Here is a 14,679-nt window from a genome sequence, read left to right on the forward strand (position 1 = left end):
ATTAACCGCAGTTGCTTTTTTGTTGTTGCCCTATACACTTACCAACTTTGCAAATAGGCGTTTATATTTTACTGACTATCAATTACAGCTTGATGTAGTATTTTGGGTTTTGATAACCTTATTTTTAATCTTCACTATACACATAATTAGGTAATTCTTTTGGCATTACAATAGTAGGCCAGTAGAATTCTGCATCCCTCCATCCATTCTCTTTTGTTCCTCTTTGTTTTAAAAGCATTAATACTGGTTTATTTTCTGCCATTACTTTTGTGCGAACGTTATCCGTTCTACCATCTCCAGGAGAGTCATTGAATGTTGAATTGTTGTTTTTTAAACGAGATGCTTCTCTGCCTTCTCTTACATATAAACCAATTTCAGACGTATTCTTGTCATTCAATGCTAATTCAACAGCTTTGAATACTAAGTTCGTGTCCCAATTAAGCCCAACATTTCCAAATTGTGGTTCGTATGTGAATGTACTATCAATTAACGCTATAATATTTTTGAACTGTTCTAATGTGATAACACCTTCTTGATCTTTGTTTAAAATGGGTTGAATAATTTGATCAATTTTAGAAATGTTGTCTTGAATATTGGTTTTACTTTTCGTTTGGAAACCTATTGGTAAAAATCTCGAATATTCTTTGAACGACACAACATTAGAAGCCTTAATTTTATTAGGACCACAAGGTTTAATTGTATTGCCTTCTTTCGCTATAAAACGAACGGCAGCTTCTGGATCTTTTTCTATATTTTCTCTTAAATTATTATCAAAGAAATGCATATTACGCATCGCATTATACACTCTTACCGAAGTGTAAAATCGAGTGACCGCTAAATCTTTTTCACTTCTGCTACCATACATACGAGAATGTTGTAATACCGTATCCATTTGAAAAGAAGCAGGATTACGACCATAGAAGAAACCAATTAAATGATCAATGGTAATTCCTCTATCAAGCGTTTGACCACCAATAAATATATTAAACGGATTATCTAAACGTAATTGACCATCTTCACCTAATAATTCAACGACTTGATTTTCGGAATTAACAATCGTTACGCCAATAAATTTACATTCTAACGCCTCTTTCACTTGTATAACCACTTCTTCTAAAGTAGGTAATTTATCTACTACTAACTTCATTGATAATTCAAACTCGTGGTAGGCATACTTTAAAAAAGTAAACAATTCTGTATCTGATAAATTGTTTAATTCCTCTAATAGTGTTTCGACCAATTGTTTTTGTTGGCTATGAATTAATTTAGTAACACTGGTATGCAATACAAAAGCCGAATGGTAATTTGGCGCCCATATATCAGCAGATTCTTTTTCTTGTAATTGACGAATGGCACCACCGACCAAATAGCTAATGATGGCATCCCGAATAGCTTTAAAATTCTCTGTACGCAAACAATTGGATAACGACTTTTTGTTGTACGTTCCTGTACTTTTACCTTTGCCATTTAGATAATCTATCTGATCGTCATTTACTTGTTTGTACACATAATACGCTGTAGAATCTGGATCAATAGCCTTTTCGAAATAATATTTACCTCCAACGTAAGCAGGATGTGGTTTTAATAAATTGGTAAACGCAGGACGATTAGGAGCCGTTTCTACCCCATCTATTTCTAAATTATCGGGTTGTAGATATAATGAATATGGTGTAGCAGTAACTTGTAAAAAGCTATTTCTCCCTTTTAATTTTAATCTGAATTGCGATAATGAATCTGCAATTTTTGCAAAATCTATTCCTTCTGCTTTTTCTTTATCATTAACAAAAGATACACTCGCTTGGTCTGCCTCGTCGTCTATGATTAAGATGTTTTTATCTTGTAACAATGGAACAGAATCAAATATCTCGTGTAAACGTTCCATATTTTTCATCTCTTTTTTTACGACAAAAATGACTTTGTTTTGCAGAATATATCCCGTTAGTTGATCTAAATTTTGCATTTTGATGACATCCCAAACGTATAGTTTGCGAGCATTAATAGGCGTTTCAAATTCAGATTTTAGACGTTTGATGGTTTGCTCGACTAAGGCTACCGAATTTTTGGTCAATATGACCGCCACATCGTAGTTTTCGTCAAAGCATTTTGCCATTACACCCAAAAAGGCACGTGTTTTACCCGATTGTATTAAACCCAGTAATACACCAGGTTTAATTTCATCCGTTTTATGTTGTATTAAATTATTGACAACATCTGTCATTAATTCTTTTAATTCTAAAGAATCGTTGCGTTTTTCGGTTATGTAGTTATAGTAGCTCATTATATTTTTAACTTTCCATTATTACTTTTAAAATATCTGGACTTTTTTCTTTGAATTGTGCTATACGTTTGACGACTTCATTGTTTGGATCACACCATTTTTTATCTAACGATTTTATTACTTTATATTTATCCTCATCACTCATTATAGCAAAATCTTTACTTCCTAATACTTCTATTAAATCTTTTTCAATAAATTCTTTTATATCTAAATTAACTATTTCAATATTTCTATTTAAATAAATTTCAAGTATTAAAAAATCTATATAATCCTTATATTTATTTCCATTTAAATAAATATTTAATTCACCTAATATAAATAATGACCAATAAAAATCTCTATTCATTTTTATTGGTAATGATTTTAAATGAATACCTTTTATATATGGAAAAACATCTTCATTAGTAATCAATTTCTTATTAAAATAATAATTCATTAGTGATGAGTTTATAATACATGTAATATAAACAAAGTCTATATAATTAAAACTATTATCACTTTTATAAACGTTATATATAGATTGATCTGTGAAAAATTGATTTTTATCAATAAATGCTAGTAATTTATTACCTGTCTTTCTTACAAGAATTTTATACTTGCTTAAGTATACATTTTCATCAGTATTACTATGTAACTCTTCTGGTAAATAATTAATAAATCTATTACTCCAATTAATAGAATATTGACCAATGTCCTTTCCTAAAAGATATTTTCTATGATTAATATCTTTTTTGGAATCAGAAAAGAATTTTTTAATTCCTGACGCAACTATTCCGACATAAACATTTAAAACATCACCTAATTGATAACTGTCTAATTCTATATCACTAATTATTTTTTTATCTAATTCATTTAATTTTACATTAATAACATAATCGGAATTATTTAACCATTCTTTTTTATTCCATATTTCATAAATATTATTATAAAAATTACAATCTGACTTTTTAAGTACTTTAGTGTCATAAAGCTGTTTATTTTTTTTAATATTTAAAATAATAGAATCAGTAACAGCTTCGAAAATACTGTTCTTAAAAATTACAATTAAATCGATATGGTTCTTTTCTAATATAAATTTTCTTGAATTTTTCAAATATTCATTCTGTAAAATGGTACTAGGTATAATAAATGAATTAACACCGTTAAATTTTAGTAAATTAACAGCATTTTCAATAAACAAAGCATAACTATTAACTTTGTATTCTGCAGTATTTTTATATTTTTTTAATAAATATTCAAATTCATTATCAGTAATATGAACACGTTCTTTTCCTTTATATGTTACATACGGCGGATTTCCAATCACTACATCAAACCCCTCTTTAATGTCGAACATCCATTCTGGGTTAAAAAATGGAGAGCAGGCATTTTGGTTGTAAGGATCCCAAGACGCTAATGCATCGGCATCGGTTGCAGGATACCCAATATTTTTTAATTCTTCAGCAATCTGCCAACGAATGGTTTGGTCTTCTTCTTTGTATTTTTTCTTTGTTTCGGGCGTACGGGCATTAAAAATTTTGTTGCGTACAGCTTTTAGTTTTGCCTTTAACTCAATAATGGTTTCTGTTTCAAATAAATTAGTTTGTTTATCCGAATTTTCGATATCTACTAAGGTATTTGCTGTAACAAATTTGGTTTCTAAATTCGGTAATGGTTTTATCCCAAAATTTGGTAACTCTTTATGCACCTTTTGCTCTACCACCAACGAAATAAAGAAACGTAATTTAGAAATTTGCGCTGCAATCGGCTGGATATCTACTCCATAAATCGAATTTTCGATAATATACAATTTACGGGCATAGTCAGGATCATTGATTTTTTCATCGAAATTATGGTTGATTTCTTTTAACAAATCTTCACGAATCTCGTTGTTATCAATTTTAAACACTTCTTCTGCTTGTTGTTGTGCCTTTTTAATTTGTAACTCTTTCCATATGGTATTATCAGGATCTAACTTACTTAATACATGCACCATTTTTTGTAAAGTACCCATAGGAAAAGCCCCTGACCCACAAGCAGGATCTAATATTTTACAAGCACCTAAAGATTTGATAATTTCAGTGGTTAATTCTCTATTCTCTTTAAACGGGTTGTACGCATCAAAAGCAAATAATTGATGCAATTGTGTATCTATCTCTTCCTCAGAAAGGTTATTCCAGTTGGAACAATTATTTTTTAGGTAGGCGATTAAACTTTCGTCTACCATATAATTGACAATTTCACGTGGGGTATAAAATGAACCCGTTTGTTTACGCGCTGTAGATTTAGTTTCAGGATTGTAAGAAGCTAATAAGTTTTCGAATACACGCCCTAGCAATTCAGGATCTAATTCAACCTCTTCCTCCAAAGGTGTATTTTCAGTAATCGTGAATTTATAAGACTTTAAAATTTCGAATAAACCTTTGGCTTTAGATTCTTTAAACTCTTTCGATTTTGCACCATATTCTTCTGATAAATCAACTGTAATTTCGTTCCCGAAAAACAAATAATCTGGAACAATTAATTTCTGCTCTTTTGGTAAATTATCCGAAAAACCATCGATGTATATACGTTCAACTTTCGATTCTTTTTCTCCACGAACATCTAAACATTCAAACAATCCACCATTTAAAAATGGTACCGTATCATTAACCATTTTAAGAAACAACTCTTTGTTTTTAAAATAGTTTTCGTAACGCATTAAATGCGTTACTCCAAAATTAGAAGATGACGAACGGAACGCTCTGAAACGTTTGTCGTATTCATCTGCCTCTTTTGGACAATTTAACGTTGCAAAAAATAAGTTTTGTAGTATTGCTTTGTAATAGATAGATTCTTTGTCTTGTTCGACAAACATTCCTACAGGCTTTAAAGGATCTATTTTATGTAATAAATCTTGTTGTAGAAACTTAATATCAAATAATTCTTCTGGTATTAATTTTTTTTCTTTGATAAACCATACAAATAACAAACGAGTTAGTAATCGAATGACATTTGTTGCCTTATGTTCGTTCACTAAATCGTCGTAATCTTTACTTAATGTAACAGCATCTTCTAAAGTTGGTTCAGAAGGGAATTTCACTTCTTTGATTGCCCAGAAGTACCAGTTAGATAATTCTTTGTAGAATTTTTTATTCAGTATAGAAACGTTAAAATTGTCTGTCCAGAATTTATATAATTTGTCGAATGTATCTAGGTTCGCTTTTTTACCAATAACCAAATCATTAAGTATACGTAAATGTCCTGCGTGCGGTTGATTAAAATCTATATCACGTAAAATACTTACTTTACCTAATTTTTCACCTTCTAAATATGATTTTTTATAAGGCATACGTTCAGCAGAAGCTAACGCAATTTGGTGACCATATTTGAAAATGGTAATTACAGGCAAGTTTTTAAACTCACGAGAAATGGCTCTTGTAATTTCGGCAAAAGTGGTACGCGAAATTTTATCCGCTTTTAAATCCACTGCAACGATAATTAAACCGTTGTATTTTTCATCAATTTTATTGATTGAAATACTATCTTGGTTATTAATAGCATCATCATCAATTAAACCAATTGTATATAAATTTTGAATCGCTTTAAACACCTCACGATTTGGATTTGATTCAAAAAAATCAGTTGGGTTGATTGGTGTTTCAGTAAGTATGTTAATTGGAACATTTAATTGTTTGAATAAATCTAATGTCCCTGAAACTATATTTTTAGAAAATTTATCTAGTATCATTTTTATTTAGTCGTTATAAACCATGTGATTAAATCGAAGTTATCTATTTGATATTTCTCATCAAAAGAATTGACTTCTTTCACTTCATTAATATCTTTCTTTTTAGCGTTACCTAAACCTTTAATTTTATCTAATAAGCTATTGCTAACTGTTTTGATTTGTTCACCAGCCTCATTCACAACCGTTTCAGTCGTTTTATTCGACATCCAAGTATCAAAAGCATTTTTTAAAACCTTTATTTCAGCTTCATCTCCATTATCAATTTTATTATTCACGATACGAGTATTATTTTTATGCGTATCTAAAAAATCTAAAATTTGTTTTTGGTTATTTAAGCACTCAGCACCCTCATTATCAATATAAATCAATTCGAATTGTTTATATTTATGATGATCTACTTTAGGCTTTTTTGCTGGATAACCCAATAATGCAATAATACCATTTTCAGCTAAATTACTTTTATCTGCAATAAACCCAGTATAAACAGCGTTTGGAATTTTACTGTACTTTTCTCTTTCATTCGCTAATTCAGACCATAAATCTTGTCTAAAACGCTCTAAAGATAAATCATCAAAACCAAAGTTTTTATCCCCGTCCAAATCTTCTAACGAATTTTCTAGTTGGACTAATAAATTATCCTTTAATTTTGATTCGATCGTATCGTCATCTCCAAAAATATCTTTTGTACCATCTGTAAAGTTTACATCTACTTCGGCACCTGCTAATGTCATCGCTGTCATACGACTTTCAATTCGACTTTGTAAATTAAGATAAGCATTTACATCGCCAGAAGGCCAGAAATTAACTCCAAAAATTTTGTCATTAGGAGAACCTAAACGATCAATACGCCCCATACGTTGAATGATACGAACGGGATTCCAGTGTATATCGTAATTAATAACCATATCGGCATCTTGTAGGTTTTGCCCCTCTGATAAAGCATCAGTTGCAATTAATATTTCGATAGGTTCATCAAAAGCTTTTCGATAGTCTTTGTTATGTTCAATTTTCAACCACGATTTCCATTCATCAAAAGCTAAATGTCTTTCTGTTTCTGTTTTAAAATCCCATTGCTTCTCATTGTAAACTTTAGTAAATGGAGCAAAACGTTCTAAAATATTTTCAAAATCTTTGGTTTCGATGTTGTCGTATGATGTTTTAGCGACAGATCCCGTTACCAATCCAATTCTTGAAAAACCTCTGTACGTTAATTGATTAAATAAATAATTGGCTGTATCATGGTAAACGGTAAATATAATTACTTTTTTGTTGTTGTTATTTTCAGATAAAGATTGTTTTTGTTTGATGATATTCATTAATATCTCAAGTTTAGAATCGATTGATGGAACAGATTGTTTCCCATCTTCTTCATTAAATTTATCTTTAAATGAGTTTGTTTGATCGATTATATTTTGGAGTGCCTTAATATCTTCTATCAAATGCTTTTTAAACACATCCAACATACCAGCTTTATCAATTTCACTCAGTTTAATTTTACGTTTTTTCCCGATTTCAAACGCATCACTTATTAAATCATCAATTTCGTCATCATCCGTCTGTAAATTTCTAAAATCATCAATTGCCCCTTTTTTACTGACATCGTAAGCTTGAATCAGATGTAAAACATTAGAATGATGGGAATGAATATTCTCAATCGTTTTACTAAAAGAATACCATGAAGATTCTAACCTTTTAAAAACTAAAATGTACATCATCTTAACTAAGAAAAACTCACGTTGTTTTTCATCATGAAGTACAGAAACACCTTCTTCTTGTGGTAAATAAAATGATGGCATATAACCAGAAAAACGTTTCGGTAAAAAATCCAATAAATTTTGAAATGTATTTTCCCCAAAAAGTTCCGGTGTACTGTAATGATTTTGAGGTGGAAGTTTTAACGGAAATTTTAAAACATTTTCAAACCCTTTAATCAAATTACGCGTTCTAGCAACAATTAAAGCATCCGTTAAGAAAAATAAAGATTGAGGCAATTCTTTAATTAATTGCCCAACATTTCTATTTTCATGTTCTTTCCATGTATTAAAAGCCATTTGTGCTTGACGAAATGTAGCCTCTAAATTATTGACCTCTAAAGTTTCTTTAAAGAAATCATTTTCTCCTTTCGCAATTAAATTAAATTGGTTACGAATATCCATTAACGAATTATTTATTGGAGTTGCAGAAAGTAATAAAATTTTAATGTCTACATTTTTCTTAATAATTTCTTCTAACAAGAATTTGTAACGATTGGATTTATTGTTACGAAGATTATGACTTTCGTCTATAACTAATAATTTTGGTGTTTTGTTTGTAATAAAATTATAATCAAAAGATTCAATTCTATCCATTCTTTCTTCGGTTAAATCTGTATGAAAGAATAATTTATAGTCTAATTTATCGTCCTCGAATTTAGAGGAATGCCCTTTAATGTATCTTCTCCAGTTGTTTTCTAATTTTTTTGGAGCTAATAATATTACTTCCCTTTTTTCTTGGTAATATTTCATAACGGCTAAAGCACTCCACGTTTTACCCAAACCAACAGCGTCAGCCAAAATGGCTCCATTATGAGCCTCTAACATCTTAATTAAGCTAATAACTCCTTTTTGCTGGAAATTAAAAAGTGTGTTATAAATTACCGTATTTTCTAAACGATGAAATTGTTTCTTAAATTCTGGATTACTGTCTATATCTTCAAAATCTTCATTAAACAATTCAAATAAAACCTTATAGTACAAATCTTTAGGTGTATACTCTATGTATATACTTTGGATTTCGTCAATTAAATATTGTTTAAAAGGTTTTTTCGTTTTTTTGTTATCCTTTTCAATCAATTTTTCAGAAGAAGCCTGTTTTGAGTTCCATAATTCCTCAAACCACTCGATTAATTCTTTAAAATTCAGGTTATTACCAGTTTCCCCAATATTTAATTCTATATTATTTGTGTGTTTTAAGCCAATACCTGGTTCAGTAAGATTTGAACTACCCGTAATGTAGTAATTAAGGGCGTCATTATTTTCATCTTTAAACAAATATGCTTTTGCATGACAAAAATTAGGGGTTAACGTCTTACAAATAACCTTATCTTGTTTTAAGAAATCAACACACGTTTTAGCCGCTGCATTTAATTTTAAAGCTGCATCTATTGTTATGTTTTCATTTAATAAATCTACTACCCGAGATGTCTTCATGTTGTTTTCAACAATATCACCAAAAACAAATCTAAATTTATTTTGAGTTTGGTTTAAATTATCTGAAAGCCAAGCTAATGCACCAATAGTAAAATAACCAGAAACGATATCTAATTCCCCATTGTTATTATATTTTTGAATCCACTCAAAAACTGTATGTTTATCTTTTGAATTATCTAAAATCATTTAAATCTTTTTACATAAATAAGAAATTGCTATACCTATAAAAATATTCCATAAATATAATTAACAATATACTATATTGAATCGATTTAGTTATACAAAAACTAAATAACTTTAATTTTATATTATTTTTAGTGATGCGTAACTTACGTAAGTAAAAATCAACAAAAACATTTTTTTGTTTTTTTGTGTTTATGAAAAACTGTTTTAAACGAAGAATACAACGCAAAAAGGAGAACCAATGGTTCTCCTTTGCTTTGAATATAGCTTATGTTTCCAGTTTTTTATTTTGATGATTTTACAATTTTCTTTTTTGGTAAAAATAGCTTACGTTACTTACTCCCTATAAATTGATGCAATGGCTTGAAATTGGGTGATATTTTGGAGATTAAAATATGGGAGTGCGTAAGCCTTTTTTTTAAATCTCTCTAATGAATCTATATTTTTTTTCACGAAGCATAAATGCATCTTTACCACCTTCTACAATTTCTGCAATATGTTCACGAATCCCCATAGACTTTAATAAATCTGTTTCTGACGGATCAATGGCTTTTGTATTTTCTATTGCACCGTTTATATAATCAAACTTATAAGGGCTGGTTGATTCAATATTATTTTGACCTTTCTGATTCGCTACAATAATGTTTTCAGCATCTGCATTTACAACGATGTTAGCATTATGAGTAACTACAATAATTTGTCTTTCTAACTTCTTATTTTTTAAATAATCAACTAAATCTCTTGTAATGGATCTATTATCTAGATTATCTTCTGGTTGGTCGATTAAAATTGGTGATTTTGATTTACTTAAACCAATAATAAGCATAAGTATTACAAAACTTGCTTTTCCTGTAGACATTTCACCCAACTTATCGTTTTTGTAAGTGATTTTCCAATAGTCGAAGAAGTAATCATCTAATAATACTTTAATAAAATCTTTTTTATTTGTTTTAGATGTTATTGAATAAGAATCATCCATTACTGCATCAAATACCTTTTTTAATTCCTCTTTTACGGCTTGATAATTATATTCAGTTATAGGCTTTTTAGCTTCATCTAAAATAATTTCATAGTCTTTATAGCTAGCTCTTCGACCATCACTTAAATCAATTATTTTATTGTAAATCTTCTTAAAATTAAACTGAGGTATTCCTTCTATTTCTAAACCATCTTTTTCAAGTTCGTTTGTTCGTTCTTTTAAAGCTTCTATTAATAATTGATATTGATCGTATACTTCATCATACAATTGAAATAATTCTGTTTTACATTCTATAATTTTAGTATTAACTTCAGTTATAATTTTAGATAGTTCATCAATTTCTTTTAAAAGTTTTTGATCGCTTTGAATGGATTGATTTAAAGTATCAACTTGTTTTTTTACTTCATCTGTTTGCTTGAAAAGAACTAATTCTTGATTAATTCTGTCTCTTTCTGTTATTATTAATGAAATTTCTGATTTTAAAACATTTTCATTAATAAAAACTTTCTTTTTTTCTTCTGTTACGGTAATTTTTATCTCTTCTTTACATAATTCTACTTCTTCTAACATTTGATTAATCGAAGTAAATTTATCTGAGTAAAACGCTGAAATATTAGTATTTTTTAAACTTGACAAGAAATTAGATTTTAAAACTTTAATATCCTTTAATTTAATTTCTAAGTCAGTTAGGAATGTATTTGTTTTATCAAAGTCTTGTGTAAAAGCTTCAAAATTGGCTTTATTAATAATTTCTTGTTTTTGTAATTCTTTATATTGTTCTAATTGTTCTGGAGTTAAACCAGCTTGTTTGTTAAGTTCTTCTACTTTAGCATTATTAGTTGCTATATTAGTTTCTAATACTTCTTTATTAGATTTTGTTTTACTCTCATCTTCACATTTTTTAAGATCATCCAATAAACTGAAATAGTGATTGATTTTATTATCACGAGCTTTATCTAATTGCTGAACCTGCTTAATAAAATTATCGTAAATAGCCTTTGAATCTGAATCTTCATTAATAAGATCTCTTACCAATTTATTTAACGATCTTCCTTTATCATTAATCTCAGTCTCTGCTAATTTTACTAAATAATTTTGTGGAATATACTTTATGTCTGGAATAATTGAATTTTCTTCAGTATCCCTAAATAACAATTGATTTATACCCGCTTTCGTAGTGATTTCGAAATTAAAATTTGAATCAATTTCTTTTAAATTATATTTTTCCTTTCCTGTATCATTTTTCAATATTTCTTGATCTGGAAGCAATGTTTTTGCAATTGAATATAACAGGATAGACTTACCAGAAGATTTACCACCTATAATAACATTTAAATTCTGATTCAAATGAATTTCTTCATTATTAAAAGTATTGTTATCAGAAATAAATTTCACTTTTTCTATTACAACCTTATCTTCTTTAAAATCTGGTTTATCTTTTTGTATTTTAGCTCTTTGTATTGGTTCAAAAATAATTTGTTTTAATCCCTCAAATGAATTTTCAGCTTTAATCCAAGTAAACTTTTCATTAACTTTATCTATTGAATGTGCATCACTACACTCTAAAATTGCTTTTTTTGAATCTTCTATATAAGTATTATTATTTATAGCATATATTCTATCTTCTATGAAATAAGTTAAATAAGTTTTATTACCAAAAATAATATGTGAATATTTATCAAATTTTCTTTCTGTCTCACAATTCCTTGGTTTTGAATCATTTTTAAATCCACCATATCCAGTATATGGAGTAATAATAATATAATCATCGATAGGTTTAAAACTCTTATTTAATTCAGTTAAAAGAGTTTCAAAATCAACAGAAATAGCTTCTAAACCTAGTTCATTTATATCTTCTATTGTACAAAATTTATCAATTCTATTGTGAATTTTGACCCTCCCTAATACATTAAGAATATTATTAAGGTTGATTACTGGATTAAAAAGAATGTGTACATTTATATGATCTCCTTTATTATTTTTATCACTAACTCTAAACTCAAAATTTGGAATTACGCAACATTTACCCTTTAACTTATTATTTACTTGATCAAATTCATTTTGTGTGATATAAAAATAATTAGTTAATCCAATACACTTAATACCATTTTCAATAATTTTATTACAAAACTCATCAATTGTTGTTAATCCATATTTGTTTGCTGTACCATTTGTTAATGGTGAATGAATATGTAAATCCCATTTATTCCATTCTGAACCTCTCATATTATTTTTTTATTACAAATAAAAAGATATTTTTCCTATAAAAGCTATTGTAAAAAATATAATCCTACCTTATAATAAATTAAAAGTAGGATTATGTTTTTAGTCTTCGTTTATAGATTTACTTTCCTGTTGAACCTGTTCGTAATCTTTTTCTTTTACTGCATACACATAATTTCTATTTTTAACGATGCGAAGAAAGCCTAATTTCTTTAATGCTTTACCTAATTGGATGACGGTTGAATTGTTGATGTTGATGTTACCGAAATAGGCTAACCTTGTGGCTATTTGCGTTGTATTGAGAAAAGCTGTTGCTGTTTCCTTATCTGCTTTTTCAAACCATGTTAGTAGCAATTCTTCCTCTGGGGATTTGATTTGGTATTGTTCGTTATTTTGGTTGATGTTGTTAATTTCTTCGTTGTTGAACCAATACCTAAATCCTTCATCAATTAGATGCAATGCTTGTTTGTAACAATTATCAAGGTTTACATTGTGATGGTATTCAATATATTCTACTTCAAAGCATAGAAATCTACGTGAACCTGTAGTGTCATTTAAGAATTGAGCGGTATTTACCGAACCTGCAAATGATGCTCTACGCGGTAAAGTTTCGTTGTTGTGTCCGTATGCTTTTCTCATTCGGATATGGGATTTGGTAATGATTTCTTTTAACGATCCTATTTCTGTTTTGTTTAGGTTTTCTAATTCGTCTAAGTTGATTAACATACATTCTGCTAAATGGATTAAGGTGTCTTTGTTGTTTGGATTAATCGTGCCTGAAAACAGATAGTCTTTTAATGGTTTAGGCACTAATTTTTCCATCCAAGTTGTTTTTCCTATTCCTTGTTTCCCACTGAACACAATAACTGTTTGATTGACTACTTTTTCGTTGGTTACACAAGCTACCATTGCGACAAACCATTTTTTAAAACACTCTAACCATAATTCTTGATTGGTAGTTGTTATGGTGTTAGCCAATTCGGTGATGTAATCAATCTCTTGATTTATCTCTGGTAAGGTTGAAAAATAATCTTTGAATGGATCGAATTGTTCGACATAATCTGACATCAATAAATAGCGTAATCCTTGAATACTGCATTTGACTTTAGCTTTTAATACTTCTCTAAGAATAGAATTTTCTACAAAGTCGGTTATTGGTTTATACATTTGGTTGCGAACCTTTTTGTATTCCAACTTTCCTGTTACAATGTTGTACCTAAAGTTGTACCTTTTATTTAGGAACATTTCCAATCGTTCTATGGCAGCAGGTTTTTCTTCGTCATCGTCGATTTCTTCCTCGTTTGTTGAACTACTTTTCGGATTTGTCTTTTCCTTTGTTTTCGGTGTTTTATACTCCTTATCAGTACCAAATTCGTGTGTATTGTTGTACGCACTTTTTACTGCATTCATTACTTCGATTTCGTTGTAATTGTAATCGGATAAAATGAAGCCTAATGCTTCTGCATAACTGATTCCTTTTCGGTTTAGGTTACACGCTAATTGATGTACAAAGTTATTTCGGTTTCCTTCGACGTAATCCATTTTCTGTTTTGTGAATCTGACGCAATGATCGTATAATAGATCTGGAGTATTGAGATTTGAGATATTAGATTCTGCACTTCGGCTTCGCTCAGTGACCAGAAATATATCTGCATTTGGGTTGAAAAAGATTTCTGGATCGTAGGAGTAGAAGCATAGCCTGGTGATGTCTTTTCCGGATTTATCGATTTCTATTTCTAATTCTTTTTCGTAAAATTCTTTGATAATGTTGTACGTGTTTTTGTGTTCGTCTTGATTGGTTGAAACCTTCACAAATAGCTTTAATCCGTTGTTTGATGGACTGATAAATGCAACAAATGTTGTACTTAATTCAATGGCTTTTTGTTTGATTTCTGCTAACTTATTTTTCTCTACTTTATCAATATCCAGTACAATTATTTGATTGTAATTTTGGAGGTAGTCTAATTTTCTACCTTCCTTGAATGTGGCACTTGGTGTAAAAGCAAGTAATGATTTCTTTGCTTTTTCGTATGGTTCCATTTTTCCTTGTTCTAAGGATTTGCGCAAGTACAGGATTTGACTTTTGTAAGTTCCTTCTTTGATTTCTGTTACGATTTGT

General features: G+C 29.2%; 5 protein-coding genes. All 5 read right to left on the reverse strand.

The window, feature by feature from the left end; translation table 11 throughout:
• Positions 1-124: 124 nt before the first annotated feature.
• On the reverse strand, positions 125-2,278 hold the full coding sequence (locus N5D90_RS16465; protein WP_280063370.1) for a Z1 domain-containing protein: 2,154 nt from the start codon (positions 2,276-2,278) through the stop codon (positions 125-127).
• Positions 2,279-2,285: 7 nt separating this feature from the next.
• On the reverse strand, positions 2,286-5,987 hold the full coding sequence (locus N5D90_RS16470; protein ID WP_280063372.1) for an Eco57I restriction-modification methylase domain-containing protein: 3,702 nt from the start codon (positions 5,985-5,987) through the stop codon (positions 2,286-2,288).
• 2 nt (positions 5,988-5,989) lie between these two features.
• Positions 5,990-9,361: a helicase-related protein gene (locus N5D90_RS16475; protein WP_280063373.1), complete on the reverse strand. Its 3,372-nt coding sequence runs from the start codon at positions 9,359-9,361 to the stop codon at positions 5,990-5,992.
• A gap of 415 nt (positions 9,362-9,776) precedes the next feature.
• The gene (locus N5D90_RS16480; RefSeq protein ID WP_280063374.1) at positions 9,777-12,563 is read right to left on the reverse strand and encodes a TrlF family AAA-like ATPase; all 2,787 of its coding nucleotides are present in this window, start codon (positions 12,561-12,563) and stop codon (positions 9,777-9,779) included.
• Positions 12,564-12,662: 99 nt separating this feature from the next.
• Positions 12,663-14,679 (reverse strand): VapE domain-containing protein (locus N5D90_RS16485; protein ID WP_347881118.1); only part of this gene is annotated, 2,017 nt, incomplete at its 5' end.

Source organism: Empedobacter sp. GD03797 (genome assembly GCF_029842105.1).
GTDB lineage: Bacteria > Bacteroidota > Bacteroidia > Flavobacteriales > Weeksellaceae > Empedobacter > Empedobacter falsenii_C.